Origin of the sequence: Actinocrinis sp. (assembly GCF_035946395.1) — a bacterium.
Classification (GTDB): domain Bacteria; phylum Actinomycetota; class Actinomycetes; order Streptomycetales; family Catenulisporaceae; genus Actinocrinis.
In genome coordinates, this window is the sequence record NZ_DASYZI010000231.1 from 21,925 (window position 1) to 45,552 (window position 23,628).

The following is a 23,628-nucleotide window of genomic DNA, read 5'->3' on the forward strand; positions in this document are numbered from 1 at the left end:
CGTCGACTGCGTAGGGCTGCACAGCGTGAATGATCAGGGTGCTACACCAGGCTTCCCTCGTACGCGTCATCGGTGCCGATCATGTCCTCGGTGGCCTGCGTCGGCGGGTGGAACGGGCCCCAGGTGAACGCCGGGAGCCACGTGTCCGCCGGGGCGCTCCAGGACAGGCCCGCGATCTGCTGGTGGGTCCGCCGCCCGGCCATCGACCGATAGAGGTCGAAACGGTTCGCGCGCACGGTGGCGGCTTCGTCGCCGGTGCCGATCAGCCAATCCGCGCCCTCCGTCTCGACGCGCAGCGCCGGAAGGCCGCGCGCGTTGACCGAGACGGAGAACCCGCCGAGCAGAACGCTGATGGCGGTGGGGAAGGCGGGATGGTCCTCGGGAGCCGTCTCCTCGACGACCCGGCGCAGGTCGAGTTCGTGGGTGAACACGTCCATCACCATCATGCGCTCGTTGAGTCCGTTGCGCTCGCCGAGCAGCTGCTCCACCTCCGGACCCGTCTGCGACCACTCGTCGATCAGCTCGCTGATGTCGAGCTCGTCCACTGGGCGCACCGACTGCGGGTCGTCGGCCAGCACGGGGTGCTCCGAGCGGCAGTTCCCGACCACGTGCGCGAGCAGGTCGCGGACCTTCCACTCCGGGCAGGCGGGAACGACCTGGTCGGCCAGCTCCGGGCGCGCTTCGATCAAGCCGCTGATGTTCTCGCGGGTGGCGCGGTACGCGACATCGCTCGGGGCCCGCCTCCACATGGCTGCGAGCTCCTCGTTCTGCCGACTGTGGTTGCCCATCCGGGTTGCTCCTTGTCACACGTGCGGACAGCGTGTACACGATCATATATTTGTGCTGGCATATGTTCATGTGCCATACGGCGCGCGGCCACCATGCCGCACGACCGCAGCCGCGAGTTCGCCGCATGAAGAGGCCCCCGCCGCCGCGGAGCATACCTCACAACGCGTCGACCCCGCCGCGCTAAACGTTCACGCCGTCAATCGGGCTCATGAAGCCGAGGGAGGTATTACTCGTGGGGCCGGGGTCGCGTGTCACGCACGCTCGCCGCGTCGCCGAGCCGTACCCACACCCCAAGTACGGGCACAACCCTCCGCCTGGCGATCACACGCGCCACACGCCGCACCCTGATCCGGCCCCACAGCTCAAAAACTCCCCAAGAAATGAATCTCGCCGACGCGGAACGCATGGCGTCCGCGCCGGCGAGGCTTCTTACAGTGCACTGCTACTACCGTTGCACCACTACTACAGGGCACTACATCGCGGCACTACATCGCGCCGCTACTTCTCGGTCCAGCTCTCGCTCGCACTGCCGTTGCAGGTGTAGATGTCCGCGACGGCGCCGTTGGCCGTCGACGCACCGGTCACGCTCAGGCACTTGCCCGACTGCGCGCCGACGATCGTGCCGCCGGTGTTGACCGTCCACTGCTGATTCGCGGCGCCGGTGCAGGTCGAGATGTCGACCTGCGCGTAGTTCGCCGTCGAGGCGCCGGCCACCTCAAGGCACTTGCCGGACAGGCCGCCGACGATCGTGCCGTCCGGGTTCACCGTCCAGTTCTCGCTCGCGCTGCCGTTGCACGTATATATCTCGGCGAGCGCGCCGTTCGCGGTCGACGCCCCGGTGACGCTCAGGCACTTGGCGGACAGGCCGCCGACGAAGGTCGTGGTGGTCGTCGTGCCGCTCGATCCGCCGAGCGTGATCACGGCGGCGCTGCCCGCGTTGACCGAGACCGTCAGGGTGCTGCCGTTGACCGCGACCGGAGTCGTGGCCGGCGCGGCCAGCGAGCCGTTCGACTGCACGCTCTGCCCGCCGAGCGTGATGCCGCTCTTCGCGGTCAGGCCGCCGGACGCGGTCAGGTCGAAGCGGCTGCCGGAGGTGAAGTTCGCGCCGAGGCTCAGCTGGAGCGTCGTCGCACCGTTGGTGGCCGGGTCGGTGACGTTGTCCAGGACGACCGTCATCGTGCCGTCCGCGTGCCGCACCGCGTAGGCGCGCACGGATGCCCAGGACGGGTTCGTCACGCTCAGGAAGCTGCCGGTGCCGATCGCGTGCACGGTCGCCAGCCCGTAGTACTCCGGCTGCGCGGCCAGGTTCCCGGCGCTCGCGTCGGCGGCGGTCGGCGCGCACAGCGGCGTGTAGTACATGAACAGCGGCTTTCCGGTGTCGCACTGGAGGACGGTGCCGTGCATGTAGTCGCCGGCGACGCCCTCGCGGGCCAGATCGAGCTGGTCGTCGATCGACCACAGCGCCGACGCGAAGACGTCGCTGACGTTCGGCATGCCTTCGCAGACCACGGAGTTGCCCTCGTCCATCACCGGCGGGACGCCCAGCTTCGCGGCCTGGCTGACCAGGCCGTCGGCGAACGAGGTCTCGCCGTTGCGCACCGTGGTGCCGAGCAGCTGCGCGATCGTCGGGTTGTCGCTCGCGCTGCAATCGCTGAGCGGATAGTAGTGGTTGGTCAGCTCGACGATGTCAGGGTGCGCAAGTCCCTGTTGCGCGGCGACGAACGCGCTCTGCCACGAGCCGGTGGGCGAGTTCGCGGCGTCCGAGCCCTCGACCGGGATTCCCGGCGCCGCCGCGGTGATCGCCGAGACGTACGCCTGGAAGTCGGTGAAGTACTGCGCCGTGTTGCCCGAGTACTGCGAATAGAGGTCGGGCTCGTTGCCGATCTCGACGGCCTGGAGCGAGGAGCCGAGCGCGGACGCCGCGTGCGCCGCCTCGTCGGCCGCGCGGGCCGGGTCGTAGTGCTTCATGTTCACCCCGAGGATCACCTTCCAGCCGCTCGCCTTGGCCAGGGTGTTCAGCGCGGTCAGGTCGGCCGGGGTGATGGTGGCGATCGACCAGGACGGCGCCGTCTCGCCGCTGGAGGTCCAGTAGGTCTCGTCGACGGTGTTGCCGCCGATCCGGATGACCGAGGTTCCCAGGGTTTTGAGATAAGAGGCCAGGTTCCCGGAGGTGAAGCCGGGCAGCGCCAGGTCGGACGCCTCGTAGGACAGGCCGGGCGAGGCCTGGGTCAGCGCCGTGCCGGTGGTCGTCTGCGCGATGGTCACCACCGGCGCCGTCGCGGCCGCCGCGGCGGACCCGAGTGAGGCGGGCCCGAGCCCGACGGACAGCGCGGCGGTCGCGGTCGCGGCGGCCACCGCCGCCGCGAGCAGCCCGGCGCCGGCGCGGGTCCGGCGGCGACCGCGTACCGGGCCGCGGCGTTGAGCTTCGTGCATTGCGAATCCCCTGTTCCTGTTCGAACCGGATGTCCTCGATGCTTCGATCCCTGACAGAGGCGGGCCGCTGTGTGGATCGCCGGCACACAAGGGTCGCGCTCGGTCGTCCCCATCGCCACGTTGTTCACATATGTGAATGACGATTAGATGAGTGAATGCGTGCGTCACGATAAGCGGTGCTCGCGGACCCGTCAACGATTTCGGGAGCAGACGGCGGATGCGAATCCGCGTTCCCGTCCTAATACAGGATTCGCGGCGGAACGGCGCAGTACGCTCGGCCCGAGATTTCGTGTACTGACGTGCGCGGACAGTGGTTTTGTTGCGGGTACCGCTAGGGGAGGCGGACGAGGTGGGATTGCGCATCACCGCGATCGGATGCATCGCAGGAGGTTTGGCCCTGGTGGCCACCGGGTGCGGCAGCGGCAGTAGCTCGCCGGGCACGCAAGTGCTCGTGGCACACGCGAAGGCGGGTCCGTTCACCGCCATCACATTCACGGCCGACCGCGACAAGCCGGCGGCTTACGCGGCACCCGCCGGAGGCACTACGGAGGTTGTCAGCGCTCTGGGGACGTTCAAGGCGGCAGCCGCGACGAGTGAGATCAGCACCGAGCAGGCGGCGGCGGCATCCGCCGGCGACCAAACGCTGCTCGTCCTGAACCAGAGCATCAAGGGCGCCAAGGAATCGACCCTCTTCATCGTGGTCACCGGCCGGCCGTTCAAGGCCGCGATGAACGGCCTCGACGTCGACGCGCCTGCTCAGCACGAGTTGGTCGTCTCGGTACCGGAGAACACCGACTCCCGGATCGCGATCGCCGACACGGACGCCGACAGCGCTCCGTTCGTCGCGGGCTCGCTCGGCATGAACGCCGACAACTTCATCAACAACATGTTCTCCGCCAACAAGTCGCGCATCGATCTCGACGCGGACCAGAACAGCGACGTGGACGGCAAGGCGGCGGACATCTACCTGTCCGGACTCGGCACGCTGGCCGCGGTGACCATGGTGAACGGGGCGATGGCGGCTCAGTGGGCCTCGCCGATCGCGCCGACGCTGGTCACCTGCGCATCGCTGCCCGCGAGCAAGTGGAGCGGCACACTGATCCAGGGTGGACTCAGCGGCTTGGAGGACGCCGGCACACAGTATTACTTCGGCATCGTGAGCCACGGAGCCTGGTGCGTCGAGAGCAAGCAGGGCCGTTACGGCTACCTGCTGCAAACCGAGATGTCGGCCCAGTCCAGCCTGAACTTCCAGTTCGTGCTCTGGAAGAAGACCAGCGACTACTGACACCACTGACACGGCCGCGAGCGTTTCGGCGGCAAGGGGAGACGATGTCCGTCCCGTTCGAGCTCACACCCGCGATCTACAACCTGGACCTGCGCAATCGGGCCGCCGAGATGATCATCACGCGCTTCGCGATCGAACACGCGGCGGTCGACATCGGCAGCGGCTTCGTCGGCGGGCTCATCCCCGGCGGCAGCCTCGTCGCGCTGGCCGGGCAGCTGGCCTACCAGGCGGCCAGGGTTTATCCGGAGATGACCAGGAAGCTGGCCGTCGTCTACGGCGCCGAGCCCGACGACTTCACCCGCAACGTGGTCCGCAATGCCCTGATCATCGAGGCCGGGGTGGACTCGCTGGTCGCCGCGGTCGGCCCGGACGTGCTCGGCGCGCTCACGCTGGACCTGACCAACGAGTTCGGCAGCGAATTCCTCAAGGAGATCGCCGGCGAGATCGTCGCGGAGAGCTCCGCCGCCACGGCGCTCTCGTTCATCCCCATCGTGGGCGCGGTGGCCGGGGCGGCGCTCGACGCGATCGTCGGGGCCACGCTGACCTGGCGCGTGGGCACCATCGTCTCGGCGTACTTCCAGTACGGCGACTACCTCGGCTCGCGCCGCTCGACCTACGACGCGGTCAAGCCGCTCGTCGCCCGGTCGGCCAAGACCTCCAGGCCCGGCACGCTGACGGCGGTCCGCAAGAACGTCGACCCGATCCGGGAGAAGCAGGTGCGCTTCGCCGCCGAGCACTTCAAGTCGCAGCGGCTGCCCAAGGACGAGATCCGGCGGATGCTGATCGAGGACCTGGGTGTGCCGGAGGACGTCGTGGACGAGGCGTATCGGCAAAGCCCCTGACCAGCGGCGAACACGGCAAACGCCGCCAACGCGACGAACGGCGAACACGGCGCGGCCGCCCCCGGAGTGCGCCGGGGACGGCCGCGTATCCGTTCCTTGCGGTCAGACTGTCAGCTCACTGAATCAGCATGTGCCGTTGTCGGTCCAGACGTTTTGGGCGTTGTTGCCGGGGATATCGCCCTGGGTCCACCATTTGGCGGTCCATTTGTGGCTGTTGTAGCTGACGGTGGCGCCGCCGTTGTACGCGGTCGATGCACTCCACGCCGCCAGGGTCGAGCAACTACCACCACTGCCACTGGTGGCCGACGCGGACGCGCTGGGCGAACCACCACCGCTACCCGTGCACGCACCGTTGTCACTCCACACGTTCTGCGCGTTGTTGCCCGGGACATCGCCCTGAGTCCACCACTTCGCACTCCACGTGTGCCCGTTGTACGACACAACCGCACCACCGTTGTACGCCTGAGTCGAAACCCACGCCGCCGCCGCACACGAACCCGAACCACCCACCGACGACGACGGCGACACACTCACCGACGCAGACACACTCGGACTCGCACTCGGCGAACCACCACCGGAGGTCGGGCTGGCACTCGCACTCTGCGAGGGCGGCGGGGCGGGGCAGGCCGCGGCCGAGCCGTTGACGTCGGTGACGGTGTCGTTGAACAGGGTCGCCGCCGGGTCGAGGTCGTAGAGCGAGAACATCATCGCGCCGCCGAGGCCGTTGCAGTGCATGTAGTCGCTCAGTGCCTGGATGGACTGCGCGTTCTCGCCGGACCAGAAGTTGGTGCCGTCGTAGAAGTACGCCGCCTGCGCCGCCGGATCCCAGAACGTGTCCGACGGGTTGTCGACGGTGCCGGTCAACTCCTTGTACATGCGGATGCCGTTGACGTTGCCGGAGTCCGCCGCGCCGGTCGCCGGCCCGGTGGCCGACTGGAACAGCCCGTGGTTGCTGCCCGCGGGCACGCCGGTCCAGCCTCTGTAGTAGAACGGGACGCCCACCGTCAGCTTGCTCGCGGGGAAGCCGCCGGGTATGCCGTACTGCGGGTCACCGACCGTCCAGGCCTTGACCCCCTCGTCGACCGAGTACTTCGACGTTCCCGGGGCGACCGCGGTCATCGGGTCGCTGGGGTTGTCGTAGATCGGCGCCTGGTGGTTGGTGGGGCCGGTGGCCTCCCAACCGCCGTGCATGTCGTACGTCATGGCGTCGCCGAAGGTCAGGTACTGGCCGATGTTGTTGGTCTCGATGTCCGAGATCTTGTCCTGGCCGGCGGGCAGGGCGGCGGACAGCGAGTACTGCTTGCCCGTGCTGGCGCCCAGGGTGTTCAGCTCGTTGCGGAACTCCTGGAGCAGCAGCGTGTAGTTCTGCTTGTCCGCGGCCGTGTAGTGGTTGCCGAGGTGGCCGCCGGCGTTGGCGGGGTACTCCCAGTCGATGTCGAAGCCGGAGAAGATGTTCGCCGCGGTGCCGGGGCCGCCGTAGCCGCCCTGGGAGGGGATGTTGCCGTTGATGAACATGTCGATGCAGGACGAGACGAACTTCTGCCGGGACGCCGCGGTGGCCGCCACGTCGGAGAAGTACTTCGAGTACGTCCAGCCGCCCAGCGACACCTCGACCTTGAGGTTCGGGTACTTCTTCTCCAGCTCCTGCAACTGGTGGAAGTTGCCCACGATCGGCATGCCGTAGGCGTCCGCGGTGCCGTCGACGCTGATGTCCGAGCCGTAGGACTTCTGGTAGTCGGCGAAGGAGTCCCCGGCGCCGTCGCCGGCGTTCGGGTCGTTCTCCCCCGCCGGGTCGGGGTCGGTGGCCTTGGTGGTCTCGAAACAGGTCAGGTTGGTCGGGTCGATGTTCTCGAAGTCGTAGATCAGGTAGTTCAGCTTGCCGGCCATGCCCTCGGTGTCGAGGTTCTTCAGGTAGAACGCGTTCTGGTAGATCGACCACTGGTCGAAGTACGCGATCTTCAAACCGCCGGAGGTCGCCGCCGCGCCGGTGGTGTTGGTCGGCGCGGCCTGCGCGCTGCCGGCTCCGACCAGTGCGAGGCTCGAACCGACCACCACCGCCGCCGCGGCGGTCACTGCCGCCAGGACGGCACGTCTGGGTCTACGCATGACTCATGGCTCCAGATTGATTGAGAGAGGATGGAAACGGGGGTGCGCCGAGCGGTCGGACCCGGCGCGTGCGGGGCGCCGGGCCCGACCGGGCTTCAGGAGGTGCGCCGGTGCGGAGCAGTGTTCTTAGATAGCGGAACAGTGTTCTTGGATAGGAGTTCTTGGATCGGATCCGGGCTCGGGGCTCCGCCCGGCTCTCAGCAGGGCCCGTCGTCGGTCCACACGCCGGCTGCTCCGCCCGGCGTGTCAGCCTCGGTCCACCACTTGGCGGTCCAGGTGTGGCCGCTGTACGAGACCACCGCTCCACCGTTGTAGGCGGTGGTGGAGTTCCAGGCCGGCGCCGTGCACGTGCCGCCGCCGGAGCTCTTGCTTGGGCTCGCGCTCGGACTCGCGCCAGCCGACTTCGACGGCGACGGCGACGCGGAGGCCGACGCCGACGGCGAGGCCGCAGTGCTGCTCGGCGGCGTGCTCGGCGGGGTCGCGCCCGCGAACTGGACCGTGTACTTGGTGAAGTCCCACGCGTTCTGCGGGACGCTGGAGCAGCTGCCGGACAGCGTGCCGTTGTTGTCCGGCGGGTTGCACTGCCGGTCGCGGTTGACGTCCCAGAACGTGTACCGGCCGAGGCCGTGGCTGGTGGCGTAGGAGAGCACCGACGCGAAGTCCGACTGGTAGAAAAACTCCGCGGCGTCGGTGCGGCCGTTCATCGACGAGATGCCCTCGTGCGCGTACGCGGTGGCCGAGTCCCAGCCGAGGTGCGTCATCAGCAGCGAGTGGAACGCTTCCAGCGCGCCGGTCTGCGAGGCCGCGCCGCTGAAACCGCCGTCGAACGGCATGATCGAGAAGTTGTCGGGCGAGAACCCGAGTGACTTGGCCTCGTCGAGCAGCTGGGTGCCGAACCAGCCGGTGCCCGCCGCGGTGCCCGGCATCGTCACCGAGATGTACATGCCGGGGTTGTCGCGCTGGAGGATCTGCGCCGCGCCGAGCTCGTTGGCGATGGCCGTGGAGTTCTCGTACTCGGGCTCTTCGAGGTCGAAGTCCATGGCGTGCAGGCCGTACTGGGTGACCACCTGCTGGTATGCGGCGGCGGTGGCCGCGGCGGTGCCGCAGGTCTGGCCCAGCTTCGTGCCGCCGTAACCGCCGATGGACACCGAGACGTCGCCGCCGGCCCCGCGGATCGCGTTGATCACCGGGCCGACGGTCGTGTCGCCGCCGATCGGGTCGGTCCCGTTCCAGGTCGGCGAGCAGCCGCCGCCGTTGGGCGCCAGGATGAAGGCGATTTCGAAGGCCTTCGCCCCGGTGGCCGCCATGACCTGCGTCGGGTCCGGCTGGCTGCCGTCGACGAACAGGTAGGGCGCGGAGGCGTACCAGTTGTGGCTGAGGGCGCCGGTGGCGGCGCTGCTGGACCCGGTGGCGGCGAGCACGCCGCCGACGGCGAGCGCGGCACTCGCCGCCGCGCCGACGGCCACGCGGGCCCGGGCGGTGCGCCAGAAGCCCGGGACACGGGACTTCCGGTCGGATATCGACACCATCGTCGCTGCTCCTGTCAGGTGGGGGGCCGCCCGGCCGGGTGCCGCGCGGCCGGTCCGCGGCCGGATGTGGCCGGGATGGTCCGCGCCGCGCGTGGCGGGGCGACTCGGTCCGACGGATGCGCCGTCCACCGGAGAGTGCAACGTCAACGGTCTACCGACAGCGGTCCGCGTTGTCAAGATAGGTCTAGTCCAATAGGCCTAGACCAGGCATCGATGACACTCGACAAACAGCAGGTGAACGCACAATTGCCGACGCTGACCAGCGATACTTAATCTTCATTTGAGGCTTTCTTGGCCGTCATGCAATCATCAACGGCCGAGGATGCGCCGACCGGCTGTAAGCGTTTGCGGCGCCCCGGGCCACTTGACACCCGCTGTGGTCTAGTCCAATCATGGGCACCGTCTCAGACGATGCCGCGTCTCCCGGTGCCGGCGACACCCGGAGTGCGGCGTGCGCAGCGCGGAGCGGACGGCGATCTCCCCCTCCACGCCGCCGTTTTTTCTCACATCGCCGAATCCGCCAGGAGCATTCATGCAGGTGCGCAAGAAAACCCGTGCGCTGATAGCCGCGGCGGTCGCCGCGGCCGGGGCCGCAGGGGTCATCGCCACCACCGCGACCAGCGCGCAGGCCGCCGGACCGACCATTCCGGCACACGTCTTCGCCCCCTACTTCGAGGCCTACAACGGCGACAGCCTCTCCGGCCTGTCCCAGCAGTCCGGCGCGAAATTCCTGAACATGGCCTTCATCCAGGCCGCGACCAAGGGTTCGTGTACGGTCTACTGGGACGGCGACACCAGCCAGCCGATCGGGAACACCTTCGCCGGCGACATCGCGACGGTCCGCGCGAACGGCGGGGACGTGATCCCGTCCTTCGGCGGCTACACCGCCGACAACACCGGCACCGAGATCGCGGACAGCTGCACCAACGTCTCCTCGATCGCCGCCGCATACGAGAACGTCATCACCACCTACAACGTCACGCGGCTCGACCTGGACACCGAGGACAACTCACTGACCAACACCGCCGGCATCGACCGGCGCAACAAGGCGATCAAGATGGTCGAGGACTGGGCCGCCGCGAACAACCGCACGGTTCAGTTCTCGTACACGCTGCCGTCCACCGAGAACGGCCTGGCCTCCTCGGGCCTGGCGGTGCTGCAAAACGCGGTCAGCAACGGTGCGCGCATCGACGTGGTCAACATCATGACGTTCGACTACTACGACGGCGGCACGCACGAGATGGCCCAGAACAGCGAGAGCGCGGCCACCGGCCTGCACGGGCAGCTCGCCTCGCTCTACCCGGGCGACAGCAGCACGCAGCTGTGGAACATGATCGGCGTCACCGAGATGATCGGCATCGACGACTACGGAGCGGCGGAGACCTTCACCACCGCCGACGCGCCGACCATGGAGCAGTGGGCGACCCAGCAGGGCATCGCCGAACTCTCCTTCTGGGCGCTCCAGCGCGACAACGGCGGCTGCGTCGGCACGTCGGGCTCCGACACCTGCTCCGGCATCTCGCAGAGCACGTGGTACTTCTCGAACACCTTCGAGCCCTTCACCAGTGGCGCGACCGCGGGCTCGCCGAGCCCGAGCACTTCGCCGTCCGGTGGTGGTTCGCCGAGTGCGAGTCCGAGTGTGTCTGCGTCGGTGAGTGTGTCGCCGTCGTCGTCGGCTGGTACTGGTTCGTGTGTGGCGGCGGCGTGGGTTTCGACCCTGGCGTACAACGGTGGTGCGGTTGTGTCGTACAACGGGCACACGTGGAGTGCGAAGTGGTGGACTCAGGGCGATGTCCCGGGCAACAACGCGCAGAACGTGTGGAGCGACAACGGTGCGTGCACGGGTAGCGGTGGTGGCACGCCCAGCGCGTCCGCATCGGCCACCAGCGGTAGTGGTGGCAGTTGCTCGACCCTGGCGGCGTGGAGCGCATCGACCGCGTACAACGGCGGCGCCACCGTCAGCTACAACACCCACAAATGGACCGCCAAATGGTGGACCCAGGGCGACATCCCCGGCAACAACGCCCAAAACGTCTGGACCGACAACGGCACATGCTGACAACTGACCCTGCCGAGAACCGCCACCTGACAGCCGGCGGCTGAAGGCGGGCACGAAACGGCGCGGCGGGCGGCCCAACTCCTCAGGCCGCCCGCCGCGCCTCACTGTGGCGCGGCGGTATCCGGCCGTCGCGCCACAGAGCCCGTTTTCTCAGTACTCGCTGTTAATGCTCTGCGCTAACTCGTCGAACAGGAGACTGACGGCCACGTCCACTGGCCGTTGGGCGAGATGGTGACTCCCCAGTTGTTGCCGCTGCCGTTGGGCTTGGCGACCATCACGTACTGGCTGGGCCACGTGGCGCTCACATTGAAGGTCGAGTACACGACCGCGGGGGCGACCAGATTCATCGTCACGGTCCAGGTGTTGGAGCCGGTGACCGCGACGTTGAGGTTGTACCAGTTGCTGCCCTTCGACCCGGCCGACAGCGTCGCAGTGCAGCCGCCACCACCGCCGCCGCCTCCGCCTCCGCCGCCACCACCGGTGGTGCTGCCGATCGTGACGCTGGAGTTGCCGCTGCCGCCGCCGAAGGATTCAGTCGCGAGGATCTGGTAGTTGAGCGTCCCGAGGTTCATCCCGTGGCTGGACCAGGCGCTGAAGAAGTTCTGCATCGTGATGGTGCCGCTGCTGGTCGGCGAGGTGCGGATGGCAAGGTACTGCTCGAACGTCGCGGTGCCCTGGATCGACGGCTGATTCACCTGCTGGTGCTCGTAGATGCTGTACGTGCCGCCGTCGCTGCTGACCTGGCCCATGTACGTGCCCGCGGTGGGCGGCGAGCCGTTGTAGTTCTCCATCACGTAGTACTCGACCAGCGGGTTGGTCGACCAGCCGTACAGCGAGATCAGCGACGTGCCGCCGGACGCGCTCAGACTGCTGGAGAAGCTGACCGTGTGATTGCTGCCCGGGTTCCAGCCCACGCCGGCCACGAAGTCGCCGATACCGCTCCACGTCGTGGAGTAGTTCGTGCCCGAATTCAGCGTCATGCACGCCGAGCCCTGGCCGTTGGACCACATCTGGTAGTAGTTGCCGCCGGTGGTGCCCGTCTGGTTCGAGCAGATGGAGGCGGCGTTCGCAACGCCGGCCGGCAGGGTCGTCGCCGCCGCGGTGAGTGCGAAACCGGCTGCGATCAGCAGCCTGTTGCCGCGGAGCAGTCCGGGCCGGCCGCGTCGGCGGCCGGTCGGATCCGCTGGGGAGAGGTTCATCTACACGCTTCTTCCTCGTTGAAGACCGGGCGTGCGGCCAGGCAGCGTGATTCGACGCGGCGAGAATTGCCGGCCGCCGTGTGGGCGTCGGCCGGAGTGCAGGTCGCAGCGGTGACCCGGATCGACAGTGGTGAAGGTCTGTCGATGGCGTGAGTATCAGACCGGTCACTACGGCTGTCAATCACTTTCGGAAATGTTTCGGAAATACAGATCACCAGATCAGACGGCTGTCGGTGATCGGCCACTCGACCAATGAGCAGCCAGATTAGCAATGTTCCAGGAGAAAATTACCGAAACTTTCGACGCTCACAGCGAGGCAGCAGCAGTGGGCTGGCAAGAATGAGCAGCCCCACGGCCGTGAGAGCCGTGTGCGCACTGGTGGTCTCGGCGAGCAGTCCGCCGAGCGCGGTGAAGATCGCGATCGACGCCTGCTGGCCGATCGACCAGGCCGACAGCGTGCGGGCGACGCGGTGCCCGGGAGTGTGTTCGAGCCGGTACGTGGCGAGTACGGGGTTGAACAGGCTCATGCTGACGATGATCCCGAGCTCGACGGCCATCACGGTGACGAGCCCCGCGACGCCGGGGCGGATGAAGGCCAGGCCGATCAGCCAGATCGCACGCAGCGTGCCGATGGTCCGGAAGACCCGATGCCGCCCGTACCGCGCCACCACCCGACGTGCCAGCCGGGAGCCGATCAGCCCGCCGACGCAGGGCACGGCGAAGGCGAGGCCGTACTGCCAGGGTGGGAACCCGAGCTGGCGCAGCAGGCGCACGGCCAGCAGCGGCTCGGTCGCCATGATCAGCCCGGCGACGAGCATGCTGTTGAGGTAGAGCGGTCGCAGGCCGGGATGGGTCAGGATGTGCCGCCAGCCGTCGAGCAGTTCGCCGGCACCGACCCGGCCCCTGTCAGCTCTCTGCTGGGCGTCGTCCCGGCCGCGGATCGCGGCGATGCCCAGCGCGGAAAGCAGGTAGCTCAGCGCGTCCGCGACCACGGTGGTGACCGGCCCGAACAATCCGATCGCCGCCCCGCCGAGCGGCGGCCCGACCGCGATGGAGCTCCAGTTCGTCGACTCGAACCGCGCGTTGGCGACCAGCAGGTCGTCCGACCGCACCAATGTCTTGAGATAGGCGCCGCCGGCCGCGTTGAACGCGATCTTGGCCGCGGCCACCACCGCCGAGACGACGAGCAGTTGGGCGAAGCTCAGCCGGCCGAGGGCGTACGCGACCGGGATCGTCGCCATCGCGGCGAACCGGGACAGGTCCATCCCGATCATCACCGGCCGCTTGCGGCGAAACTCCACCCACGGCGCGAGCGGCAGTGCGATCAATGCGCCCACCGCCGGCCCCACTGCGGACAGCGCGGACACTTGAGCGGGGCCGGCGTGCAACACCAGGACGGCGATCAGCGGGAACGCGCCGAATCCCAGTCCGGAGCCGTAGGCGCTGACCGCGTACGCCGCCCACAGCCAGCCGAACTGCCGCCCCAGATCTCGTCTCGCCCCCAGGCCTCGCACCCGTCACCCTCGCCCTCGCTCCCGGCACAACCCGTCGTTGATTGCGCCGAATCAAATCAAGGCGAAGATGCCAGATCAAACAACCGGCCAGACGGCGAGCCACAACACCGCGTTGTACCGATAGGGTCCACCCCATGGACCTCGACGCCGTGCGCACGTTCGTCGCCGTCGCGGATGCCGGCCAGTTCCAGGAAGCCGCCGCCACACTCTCGATCACCCAGCAGGCCGCATCCAAGCGCATCGCCGCGCTGGAGAAAGACCTCGAAGTCCGCCTGTTCACCCGCACGGCCCGCGGCGCCCGGCTCACCATCGACGGCCAGGCGTTCCTGCCGCACGCCCGCGAACTCCTGCGGGTGGCGGAACGCGCTGACGCATCCGTGCGTCCCGGTCGCCGCGCCCTGCGCGTCGACGTCGTCAACCGGCGGATCGCGCCTGCCGTCCTCCTCCAGGACTTCTACCGCACGCACCCCGACACCGAGTTGGACATCGTGACCCTGGACGCCGACGTCGACGCCGCAGTCGACGCCGTCGCGTCCGGGACGATCGACGCCACCTTCCACGCCGTCCGCCCGCAGCAGAACCTGCCGGCCTCGATCAGGACGAACCTGGTGATCGACGAACCGCACGAGTTGCTCGTCGGACCCCGTCACCCGCTCGCCAACGCCCGCACCGTCACGCCCGCGCAACTCGCCGGGCACCGGATCTGGATGCCCGGCCTGGCCGCCCGCGGCGAGGTCGCCGACTACTACGCCGAACTCGCCACCGCGTTCGGGCTCGCCATCGACATGCTCGGGCCGGTATTCGGAAACGAGGCCCTGCTCGACGAGATCGCCGACTCGCCCGACGTCGCGACCCTGATCGGCGAACGCTCACGCTACCTGTGGCCGGACAACTACGACCTGCGGCGCATCCCCATCCGCCACCCGGCCCCGATCTATCCCATGTCAGTGATCTGGCGCGACGGCGATCCGCACCCCGCACTCGCCAGACTTCACCGCTACCTGGATTCCAGGCGTACCAACAAATCCGACGCCACACCAAGCGCCACGACCTGGACGCCGACATGGAGAGCGCCCCAACTCCCGCTCAAAACGACGACGGCTGCCCCTCAGGCCATGTCAGCCGAATGAGGCGCGGATCGCCGTTCGGCTCAAGTTGGAGCAGCGGGACCGGCTTGTTCTGCGGATCGCTCCCGCGTCCGCCGGCGTAGTCGGCGCTGAGCACGATGGGGCCGCTTGCGCCGTACACGACGTGTGCGCGTTGCAGGGCGCCGAGATCGGTCTCAACGCCCTGTGGCGACGGCTGCGTGCCGGCGAGCCGGATGGCGGTGACGGCGGTCAGCGTGGCGTCATAACCCATCATCGTGTTGCCGTCGGCAAGCGAGCCGGCCGGAAACTGTGTGTAGGCCTGGCAGAACGTCGCATACCCCTGATACTTGTACGCACACGGCGCGCCGGTGCCCGCGCCCCACTCGTCCGGGTGCGCGATGCCCGCGTAGTACACCGCGACACCACTGCCGAGAGTCGTCTTGACCGTGGAGTCGAGCGTGACGTTGGTGGCGTCTCCGCCGGTCACGATCGTGATGTCCTGGCGTGAGCACGGCCGTGAAGCCAGAGCCTGGAGCAGTTCGGTCAACTGCGCCGAGCGTCCCGCGAACATCACCACACCGGGATGCGCGATGCAGAGGTCCGCAGGCATCTGGTTGATCCGGTTCTGGACGACGTCGGCGGAATCCCTGGTGTCGTAGATCTCCTTGTCCACGATCCCGGCGGCCGGATAGTCGGCGGTGAAGTCCCGGCTCAGCGCCTGGGCGTACGAGTCGGCCGGGTTGTCGTCCTCGATGAGCGCGGCGCTGGCCGCCGTGGCCTTCACGTACGCGAGCACCACCTTGGCCTCGTCGCTGTTGCTCGGCGTGATCCGCACCAGGCCCGGGATGTTGTCCAGGTTGTCAGCAGTCGCACTCGCGCCGACCACCGGCAGGCCGTCACCCGTCAACTGCTGCACGGTGGACACCGTCGAGGCGAGGCTGACGCCGAGGCCTGCCAAGGCGACGATGCGCTGACTGGACACCCCGGCCTCGATGTCGCGCAGCGTACCGCTCTCGCCGTCCCAGAGGTTCCCGCCGTTGCCGATCAATATCCTGATCAACGGCAGGGTGCCGGCGCTGCCGACATCGTCGCGGTTCGCGTAGTGCTGCTCCGTGTAGGCGCCGTCGAGCTGCTCCTCGACCGTGTGGACGCTGAGGGTGCCGGCGTCGCCGCTCGGCATCGGCAGCAGGTAGACGACGCTGACGTACGGCTTGTGCTGCCCGACAACCCACTGATTCTCGGTGAGTATGAGCTGATCAACCCGGTGCAGGGACGGTTCGAAGTCGTAGTAACCATCCGACAGCCCGACGCACTCGCCGTCCGGGCCGTCCTTCAGGACGATCGTCGCCCCCTGATTCGAGCAGGTGTGGTTGCTGTGCGACACCGTACCGCCGATCTTGACCCCGCCCCAGACGCCCGCAGCCACCACCGCCGCCACGGCGACCACGCTGAGCCGCTGCGCGCGGCTGCGTCCGCCCCACCATTCCCTCAGACTCATACGTCCCCCCTCGGGTGCCAATAGTTCGCGAGGTTCCGGTAGTAGGCTGCCCGCTCGGTGAACACCCGGTTCTCCCCCTGGCGCAGCCGAGGCAGCGCGCCGTACTCGTGGGCGGCCGAGGCGGCGAGCCGGTGCGTGGGATCGAAGTCGCGGTCGCCGTGCAGCCACATCGTGACCAGCAACCGCTTGACGACGCGCCTACGGTCGCCGGCGATCTCCGGACCGGCCAGCTGCGTCACCCAGTCCTCCGGATCGCGGTCCGCGGCGAGCCGGTTGGGCGCCGACGCGATCGGCGCCAGGAAGTCGTCGTGCCACTTGCGCGCCGGTTCCAGATCCAGCACACCGTCAAGCCAGCCCACCAGCTCATCAAGCGCAGTGCCCTGATCCAGCCTCACCAACGCAAGGCTGTGATACCAGAACCCGAGATCATGCCCGGCATCACGATAATGATCCCGGAATGCCGCGTGGACGCGAACCCACTCCCCCTCGTCGAGAGCGAGGCGCCGCACCAACGCCCGCCGCAGCAGCGGATACATCCGCACACCGCTCGCCTCCACCAACAACAGCCGATCGAGACTGTCGGCCACGTCCCCGTGCTCGACTCCTGATCTGTACACACTGTCGAAGGCGACCTGTTCGGGTTCGAACGCCGCAGCGTACACGGGCAGCGCGCGGCGCAGCGTCTGGATCTCTCTGCCGGTCCTGTCCGGCAGCAGCCCGTCCGCGATCAACTCGTACAACGGCCTGGGCGCCGCATCGGACACCGAGAGCGGCCGCTCCAGCAGCCGGGCGACCTCACCGGCCCGCGCCGACCGCAACGAAGCAGCGATCAGACACGCAGAGGCCAGGTGCCCTTCCGAGAGATCACCCACATAGTCAGCAGCCTTACGATCCGCGTCGTAGCCGAAAAACCGCAGACCCTTCCCCAGCGGCAGCAGCATCTCGGCATCGACCCGCCGCGACACGGCGTCGATACGCTCCACCTCGACAAGCTCCGGCATCACAAAAAGCGGATCCGCGCTGCGGGCGATGCCCTGCTCCGGCCGCACGGCCTGCGCCGCGACCACGACGAGCGGATCCGGCCCCCACTCACGCGTTCCCCGCCGCTCGGCCGCGATCGCGTCCAGCAGCGCCCGCCCGGCCGGCGCACCCGCCCGGTCCACCGTCAGCAGGCAGTTCGTCAGCCGCCTGCCATGCCGCAAGCTGAACCGGTTGAAATCCTCGGCGAGATCGTCGAGCAGCGCGGCGACCAGCACCCGCCAGATCCGGTCGTCGTTCGAGCCCGCGAGCCTGCGCAGTTCCGGCAGCGCATTCTCCGGCGCCGCAGTGCGCAGTTCGTTCTTGTACCACTCCAGGTAGACGCCGCGACGTCGATTGCTGATCGAATACGCCAGCCGCACCGCGAGCCTGGCCACGGCCCTGGCCCACAAGAACCCGGCCGGCAGCAGATCCGCCAGATCCCCGATGACGTCCTCGGCCAACCCCGGCGTCGGCCCGGTCGGCAGCGTCCCGTCCTGCGCCTCGATCGTCTTGAGCCCGAGCAGCAGTCGCGGCAGCGGAATCACCCCGACCGCACGCACCCGCCGGCTCAGCGCCCGCATCACCGTGAGCATCACATCATGCGGGCTCTGATCCCGGGCGTGCGCGAAGTCGATGACCGCCAACGGACTGCGGTCCCCGAACTCCCGCTGCAATCGTTCAAGCAGCTGCGTCTTCCCGGTCCCCCGCCGCCCCACCAGCAGCACGATCGGCACAGCCTGCGCGGGCACGCCACGCCGCTTGAGGCGGGTACGCACAAGATCAACCGTCTGCCGCCGCCCCGGCCACTCGACATCGATCGACTGCGCCACGCATTTCCCCCATCCTCGGTCAAGGGCGGTCAGGGCACCCATCCGCGCGTCAATGTGACTCGCATCATATTCGAATCCTGAGCGTGACCTACCTGTGTAACACGATCGGTATCCGGACAGTTCGCCGAGCCGGCCGAGTGTCGATTTCAGGCGCCGGGCATCGTCGGCAGACGGCGTGTCGGGGTGAAGACGACCAGCTGCGCATATCGGATGTGGGACATGCTCTGCGGCGTGGCGGTGTCCGGAGACTGATCTGCGAGCCTTCTCACGCGTTGCCCTGTGTGGATCTGCTCTGGCGGATGTCTGGCCACTGCTGCTTCACTCACAACGTACGTCTCCCCTCCACGGAAGGAAGGCAGGTTCCCGTGCGCAGAGCACTGACAGCCGCGACCCTGACCGCCGCGACGATCGCGGCCCTCGGCCTCACCCTGGTCACCGCGAGCGCCGCGAACGCGACGACGTCCGCGCCCGCCGCCAGCAGCAGCAGCACTTTCGGCGGCTTCGGCGGTGGCTCGTCCGGTGGCGGCGGCGCCGGCGGCAGCTGGTAGTCGACCCCGGCAGCGTCGCCGGCCGCAACTGCGAGCCTCCAAGGCGCGCGACGCTGCGCACGCATACGAACACGAAGTGCCGCTCTGGCAGGTGAACAATCACCGCGGGATCGGCGGACGGTCTCAACTCGTCCGCCGGTCCCGCAGTCGTTTCCGTCCGTATCCAGCCGTATCCGGCCGCAACCAGTCGTCTGCCACCGTCTGCCACCACCTGCGATCACCTGCGATCACCTGCGATCACCTGCGATCACCTGCGATCACCTGCGATCACCTGCGATCACCTGCGATCACCTGCGACATCATTCTCATCTTGCCTTTCCCCGCTCTACTTTTCCCGCATCCGCAGTGGTCACGGACCGAGCCCGCCACAGGCGTTGACAAGACAGCTGGTCTAGTCCAATCGTGGTAGCCACCGAGTTCTGATCCAGGGCGGCGGTGGACCGCCAGACGCGGTCCGCGGCGCACCCTCGTCGCTGACAGGACCTCGCGCACCGTCGTCGTGACGCCGCCGCTCGCGCAGCGCGACACGGCCGTGTGTGCCGGACCGATTCCGCGGAAGCAAAAGGAAGAGGAACTCGTCCATGCACGTCTCGCGCTTCACGCACGTCACGCACAAACGCCGGGCCGGCTGGTTCGGCCGCAAACGGGCCTCCATGCTCGGCGTGGTCGCCGCGACCGGCGCCACCTCGCTGGCCCTGATCGCCGGGGCCTGGATGTTCGCCGGGCCGGCCCGCGCCGCCACGAACCTGTTGTCGAACCCCGGATTCGAGTCGGCCGCGCTCTCGCCGTGGACCTGCGACGCGGGCACCGGGAGCGTGACCACCACGCCGGTTCACTCGGGCTCGTACTCGCTCGCCGGAGCCGCGACCAGCTCCGACGACGCTCAGTGCACGCAGACCGTCGCCGTCCAGCCGAACACCGGTTACACACTGTCAGGGTACGTGGAGGGTGCGTACGTCTACCTTGGCGCGATCGGCTATACCGAGAACTGGACGCCGTCGGCCACCACCTGGCAGCAGCTGTCCACCACCTTCACGACCGGTGCGACGACCACGTCGATCACCGTATACGTGCACGGATGGTACGCGCAGGGCACGTACCACGCGGACGACCTCAGCCTGATCGCTACCGGCTCAGGCTCCGGAAGCACTCCCCCACCCTCTCCGAGTGCGAGCCCCAGCCCGAGCAAGACGACGACGGCGACGCCTACGCCGACTCCATCATCGTCTGCCTCTGCCTCGGCTTCCGCGTCGCCGTCCCCCAGCGCGAGCAGTACGTCATCGTCCGGCACCACGGTCGACGTTTCGACCGGAAGCCAGCTGTCGCAAGCTCTCAAGTCGGTCGTGCCCGGCGAGACGATCCGCCTGGCCGCAGGCACGTACTCCGGCCAGTACAACGCGACGATCAGTGGCACGGCGGGCAGCCCGATCACGCTCACCGGACCGTCGACGGCGGTCATCACCGGCTCCAGCGTCGACAGCGCGTACGGCGTCCATCTCCAGGCCAGCTACTGGATTCTGCGGGGCTTCAGTGTCACGACATTCCAGAAGGGCGTCGTCGTCGACGGCGGCGCGCACGACACGATCGACGGGCTGACCGTATACGACATCGGCGACGAGGCGATCCACCTGCGCGCCTTCAGCAGCAACGACATCGTCGAGAACTGCCACGTGCACGACACCGGCAAGTACCAGGCCGGATATGGCGAGGGCATCTACATCGGCTCCGCGCAGAGCAACTGGGGCACGTACAGCGGCGGGCAGCCGGACACGTCGAACAACGACGTCGTGCAGAACAACACGCTCGGCCCGAACATCACCGCCGAGAACATCGACATCAAGGAGGGCACCACGGGCGGTCTGGTCCAGGGCAACTCCTTTGACGCGACCGGCGAGGCCGGCGCGAACTCGGCGGTGGCCTGGGTCGACGTGAAGGGCAACGGCTACCAGGTCAACGGGAACACCGGCGTCAACGCGTACCAGCAGGGCATCCTCGTCGAGCAGCTCTACACCGGCTTCGGCTGCGGCAACACCTTCAAGGGCAACACCCTCGATCTCGGTTCGGCGCCCGGCTACGGCTTCGACATCAAGGACCAGACCGCGTGCACCTCGAACCCGAACGTCGTGTACGCCTCCAACAACGTGACCGGCGGCGCGGGCGCGAGCACCATCCCGATCACGCCTGGCGGGTGACATCGGTCGACGCAGCCTCTCCGGTCAGTACCGCGTGAACGCGAACGAGACCTCTGATGATGTCGCGCCCCGGCCGTCGGGTCGGTCGATGAATCAGAGGTCTCGTCGCTTGTCGTGACCGGTGGAACGTCGTCCGACCGGCTGGTTGATCAGGTGTCTGATCAGTCGAAGATGAGGTCGAACTCCTCCCACGGACCGATCGAGGTGCGGTTCGCGATCAACGCCGACGCACCGGCGTTGTCGGCAGTCACGATGTCGTGGTTGGCGTGGGCGCGAAGGCTCACGCTGCCGTCGGTGTTGGGAACCAGGTCGAACTCCTCCCATGGACCGATGGCAGTGCGGTTCGCGATCAACGGCGACGCACCAGCGTTGTCGGCCGTCACGATCTCGCTGTTCGCGTGCGCACGCAGACTCACGCTGCCGTCGCCGTTGCCGATCAGATCGAAGGTCTCCCACGAACCGATGGCGGTGCGGTTGGCGATGAGAGGCGACGCACCAGCGTTGTCAGCCGTCACGATCTGGTTGTTCGCGTGCGCTCGGAAGCTGACCGGAACGGTGTCGCGGACCAGGTCGAACTCCTCCCACGGCCCGATGGCAGTGCGATTGGCGATGAGAGGCGACGCACCAGCGTTGTCAGCCGTCACGATCTCGCGGTTGGCATAGGAACGGAAGCTGACGCTGCCATCAGCGTTATGAATCAGATCGAAGGTCTCCCAAGGGCCGACCGCCCCGCGGTTCGCGATCAACGGCGCGGACCCGGCGCTCTCGGCGGTGACCCAGTCGTGGTCGGAGTGCGCCCGCAGGTTCACGGTGCCGTCGGTGCCGGTCATCATGTCGAAGGTCTCGGCCGAGCCGATCGAGGTCGCGTCCGCTATCAGCGAGGTGGTGCTGTTCGCCGCGTCGACGTACTTGCCGTTGGCGTGGGCCTTCAGGCTGATAACGGCCTCGCTCGTGGAGAACGTGGTGGTGTTGCCGGCGTATCCGGCGGCGGTGATGTTGGCCTGCACGGCGTTCTCGGTGGCGTCGGAGGGGAAGCCGGCCACGACGGCGCCTTCGAAGAACTCTCCCTTGCCCTGCGGGCTGTTGTCCCCGCCGGTGCCCAACTCGATCGAGGGCTGCACCTTCATCGGGTTGTAGCCGTTGGGCAGCGCCCCGGAGTAGGACTGGGTCAGCCCGCCCTGCTGTCCGTTCCCGTACTTGAGGGTGAAGTTGGTCGTGCCGTTGTTCTTCTCCCACGCGGACAGGAACGAGCCCGTCTCGCTCTGGATGCTCGACGGGTTCGGGCCGGTGTTGCTGAAGTACATGCCGTTCTCCAGATCGCCGCCCACCCAGGGACCGGTGCCGGAGCAGCCCCCGGTCCAGCAGGCGGTGCCGTAGTAGATCGCGTTCATGGTCGCGTTGCCGTCGTCGGAGTCGTTGGTCTCGGCCGAGCCGAAGTCGAAGCAGCAGCTGCCGCTCGTGAGGTTCGACGATGTCAGCATGTACATACCCTCGGGCTGCGAGCCAGTGGGCACGTTCTTGGCGCTGTTGTTGCGATAGCCGGTGCCTATGGCGTTGAACAGCGCGCCATAGGCCGACTGGCCACCGATCGTCACGGGCAGCGCCATCGCGTTCGAGCCGACGTCCGAACCGTTCGGCCCGGGGCCGCCTATGCCGTTCGAGCAGCCGGAACAGGACTTGCCCGGTGAGATCGGCATGTTGTTGCCGTTGGCGCTCTGGTCGTACAGCAGCGTGATGGTGCACGTCGTGCCGGAGCAGAACGAGACCTGCGGCGCCGAGTTGACGGTCCCGCCGGCGGACGCCAGGCCGATGTTCAGGGTGCTGCTGTCCGAACTGCGCTGGATCTGGTAGAGCGGGCCATTGTACGAGGCGTAAAGCGCCCGGGTGGTGCTGTACGCCGCCTCACACGGCGTGCCGCCGGACGCGTAGATATCGCAGGGCTGCGACGTGGCCGCCACGGCCCTCGTCGCGGTCGCGCCGAAGGCGGGCACCGCGATCGCGGTCGCGAGTAAGAAGGCGACGACCAGCCGGGTCCGCCGCCGAAGCCTGGGTAGTAAGAGCACGAATACCTCCGTCGAGTCACGTTGCTCGGTCTGCTGAGCTTGGTCTGCTGGGCATGGCGGGAGGTGCTGAGCCGGCGCCGCGGCGGCGTTGCGCAGGAGACATGTTCAGCCGACTTTAGATATAAGTCAAGGCTGATGACGGGTACCAGAGGGTCGTTTCGAAAGATGTTTGGGCTAAAGACGGCCTAAGGCCGCCTCCCGCGAGCCACTGCCGCCGCTTCACCGGCACCCTGCCGCCATACACGCCATACGGAAGTTCCGCAACTGAAGAGCCGGTGGCTGCTGCTATCGCGCCCGGACTGGGCGCAGCGTACGAGACGTGTGGAAAGTTCTGACTGATGTCGTCGGAACGGTCAGATCCTCTTGACCCGCTTGTGCGTGCCGACCGGCCGTGTGTTGGTGCGGAAGCGGGCCGGGGTGGTCGCGGTCGCCAAACGGAACGCGCGGCCGAACGCCGACTCCGAGCGATACCCCACCGCCGCCGCGATCGCGCTGACCGACCGATCACCCTCCGCGAGCATGTCCGCCGCAATCGCCATCCGCAACCCCGTCATGAACTCCCCCACCGCCATCCCCGTCGCCCCACTGAACCGCCGAATGAACGTCGCCCGCGACATCGACGCACGACCCGCG

Annotated in this window: 16 protein-coding genes; 6 read left to right on the plus strand and 10 right to left on the minus strand. The window is 67.9% G+C overall.

Going from position 1 to position 23,628, the window contains the following annotated elements:
* Positions 1-41 precede the first annotated feature (41 nt).
* Positions 42-788: a maleylpyruvate isomerase family mycothiol-dependent enzyme gene (locus VGS97_RS14530; RefSeq protein WP_326854006.1), complete on the minus strand. Its 747-nt coding sequence runs from the start codon at positions 786-788 to the stop codon at positions 42-44.
* Between the two features lie 499 nt (positions 789-1,287).
* Positions 1,288-3,222 carry a glycosyl hydrolase family protein gene (locus VGS97_RS14535; RefSeq protein ID WP_326854007.1) on the minus strand — a complete coding sequence of 645 codons (1,935 nt, stop codon included), beginning with the start codon at positions 3,220-3,222 and terminating at the stop codon, positions 1,288-1,290.
* A 451-nt stretch (positions 3,223-3,673) separates the two neighbouring features.
* Between VGS97_RS14535 and VGS97_RS14540 the strand changes: the two genes are divergently transcribed.
* Together VGS97_RS14540 and VGS97_RS14545 are read left to right on the plus strand one after the other, a co-directional pair.
* Complete coding sequence (locus VGS97_RS14540) at positions 3,674-4,507, plus strand: hypothetical protein (protein WP_326854008.1); 834 nt, start codon at positions 3,674-3,676, stop codon at positions 4,505-4,507.
* Positions 4,508-4,551: 44 nt separating this feature from the next.
* Positions 4,552-5,349 carry a hypothetical protein gene (locus tag VGS97_RS14545; protein ID WP_326854009.1) on the plus strand — a complete coding sequence of 266 codons (798 nt, stop codon included), beginning with the start codon at positions 4,552-4,554 and terminating at the stop codon, positions 5,347-5,349.
* 123 nt (positions 5,350-5,472) lie between these two features.
* Here VGS97_RS14545 and VGS97_RS14550 read toward each other — a convergent pair whose 3' ends face one another.
* Together VGS97_RS14550 and VGS97_RS14555 are read right to left on the minus strand one after the other, a co-directional pair.
* On the minus strand, positions 5,473-7,455 hold the full coding sequence (locus VGS97_RS14550) for a glycosyl hydrolase family 18 protein (protein ID WP_326854011.1): 1,983 nt from the start codon (positions 7,453-7,455) through the stop codon (positions 5,473-5,475).
* A 197-nt stretch (positions 7,456-7,652) separates the two neighbouring features.
* On the minus strand, positions 7,653-8,984 hold the full coding sequence (locus VGS97_RS14555; protein WP_326854013.1) for a carbohydrate-binding protein: 1,332 nt from the start codon (positions 8,982-8,984) through the stop codon (positions 7,653-7,655).
* Between the two features lie 532 nt (positions 8,985-9,516).
* On the opposite strand from VGS97_RS14555, the gene VGS97_RS14560 reads away from it, so the two are divergent.
* Entirely contained in the window at positions 9,517-11,043 is a 1,527-nt protein-coding gene (locus VGS97_RS14560) for a chitinase (RefSeq protein WP_349262133.1), read from the plus strand.
* A gap of 176 nt (positions 11,044-11,219) precedes the next feature.
* Here VGS97_RS14560 and VGS97_RS14565 read toward each other — a convergent pair whose 3' ends face one another.
* Positions 11,220-12,242: a glycoside hydrolase family 11 protein gene (locus VGS97_RS14565; RefSeq protein ID WP_326854015.1), complete on the minus strand. Its 1,023-nt coding sequence runs from the start codon at positions 12,240-12,242 to the stop codon at positions 11,220-11,222.
* Between the two features lie 287 nt (positions 12,243-12,529).
* The gene (locus VGS97_RS14570; RefSeq protein WP_349262134.1) at positions 12,530-13,747 is read right to left on the minus strand and encodes an MFS transporter; all 1,218 of its coding nucleotides are present in this window, start codon (positions 13,745-13,747) and stop codon (positions 12,530-12,532) included.
* 143 nt (positions 13,748-13,890) lie between these two features.
* Here VGS97_RS14570 and VGS97_RS14575 point away from each other — a divergent pair, with 143 nt between their 5' ends.
* Positions 13,891-14,886, plus strand: coding sequence for a LysR family transcriptional regulator (locus VGS97_RS14575; RefSeq protein WP_326854017.1), 996 nt, complete (start codon positions 13,891-13,893; stop codon positions 14,884-14,886).
* Here VGS97_RS14575 and VGS97_RS14580 read toward each other — a convergent pair.
* Positions 14,843-16,342, minus strand: coding sequence for a hypothetical protein (locus VGS97_RS14580; RefSeq protein ID WP_326854018.1), 1,500 nt, complete (start codon positions 16,340-16,342; stop codon positions 14,843-14,845). The genes VGS97_RS14575 and VGS97_RS14580 overlap by 44 nt on opposite strands.
* Positions 16,339-18,192, minus strand: a complete 1,854-nt coding sequence (locus tag VGS97_RS14585; RefSeq protein ID WP_326854019.1) for a hypothetical protein — start codon at positions 18,190-18,192, stop codon at positions 16,339-16,341. The genes VGS97_RS14580 and VGS97_RS14585 overlap by 4 nt, the downstream gene beginning before the upstream one ends.
* A 365-nt stretch (positions 18,193-18,557) precedes the next feature.
* Here VGS97_RS14585 and VGS97_RS14590 point away from each other — a divergent pair, with 365 nt between their 5' ends.
* Together VGS97_RS14590 and VGS97_RS14595 are read left to right on the plus strand one after the other, a co-directional pair.
* Positions 18,558-18,740: a hypothetical protein gene (locus tag VGS97_RS14590; RefSeq protein WP_326854020.1), complete on the plus strand. Its 183-nt coding sequence runs from the start codon at positions 18,558-18,560 to the stop codon at positions 18,738-18,740.
* Positions 18,741-19,321: 581 nt separating this feature from the next.
* The gene (locus tag VGS97_RS14595) at positions 19,322-20,932 is read left to right on the plus strand and encodes a carbohydrate binding domain-containing protein (protein WP_326854021.1); all 1,611 of its coding nucleotides are present in this window, start codon (positions 19,322-19,324) and stop codon (positions 20,930-20,932) included.
* Between the two features lie 161 nt (positions 20,933-21,093).
* Here VGS97_RS14595 and VGS97_RS14600 read toward each other — a convergent pair whose 3' ends face one another.
* Together VGS97_RS14600 and VGS97_RS14605 are read right to left on the minus strand one after the other, a co-directional pair.
* Positions 21,094-22,995 carry an arabinofuranosidase catalytic domain-containing protein gene (locus tag VGS97_RS14600; protein WP_326854023.1) on the minus strand — a complete coding sequence of 634 codons (1,902 nt, stop codon included), beginning with the start codon at positions 22,993-22,995 and terminating at the stop codon, positions 21,094-21,096.
* Between the two features lie 353 nt (positions 22,996-23,348).
* On the minus strand, positions 23,349-23,628 hold a 280-nt coding region (locus VGS97_RS14605), incomplete at its 5' end, for a helix-turn-helix transcriptional regulator (protein WP_326854024.1).

What these genes read in the sequence shown, in the direction of transcription:
- VGS97_RS14575 (WP_326854017.1), top strand. Translation starts at nt 13,891, where the DNA reads ATGGACCTCGACGCCGTGCGCACGTTCGTCGCCGTCGCGGATGCCGGC.
- VGS97_RS14535 (WP_326854007.1), bottom strand. Translation starts at nt 3,222, where the DNA reads ATGCACGAAGCTCAACGCCGCGGCCCGGTACGCGGTCGCCGCCGGACC.
- VGS97_RS14550 (WP_326854011.1), bottom strand. Translation starts at nt 7,455, where the DNA reads ATGCGTAGACCCAGACGTGCCGTCCTGGCGGCAGTGACCGCCGCGGCG.
- VGS97_RS14555 (WP_326854013.1), bottom strand. Translation starts at nt 8,984, where the DNA reads ATGGTGTCGATATCCGACCGGAAGTCCCGTGTCCCGGGCTTCTGGCGC.
- VGS97_RS14565 (WP_326854015.1), bottom strand. Translation starts at nt 12,242, where the DNA reads ATGAACCTCTCCCCAGCGGATCCGACCGGCCGCCGACGCGGCCGGCCC.
- VGS97_RS14560 (WP_349262133.1), top strand. Translation starts at nt 9,517, where the DNA reads ATGCAGGTGCGCAAGAAAACCCGTGCGCTGATAGCCGCGGCGGTCGCC.
- VGS97_RS14545 (WP_326854009.1), top strand. Translation starts at nt 4,552, where the DNA reads ATGTCCGTCCCGTTCGAGCTCACACCCGCGATCTACAACCTGGACCTG.
- VGS97_RS14530 (WP_326854006.1), bottom strand. Translation starts at nt 788, where the DNA reads ATGGGCAACCACAGTCGGCAGAACGAGGAGCTCGCAGCCATGTGGAGG.
- VGS97_RS14580 (WP_326854018.1), bottom strand. Translation starts at nt 16,342, where the DNA reads ATGAGTCTGAGGGAATGGTGGGGCGGACGCAGCCGCGCGCAGCGGCTC.
- VGS97_RS14595 (WP_326854021.1), top strand. Translation starts at nt 19,322, where the DNA reads ATGCACGTCTCGCGCTTCACGCACGTCACGCACAAACGCCGGGCCGGC.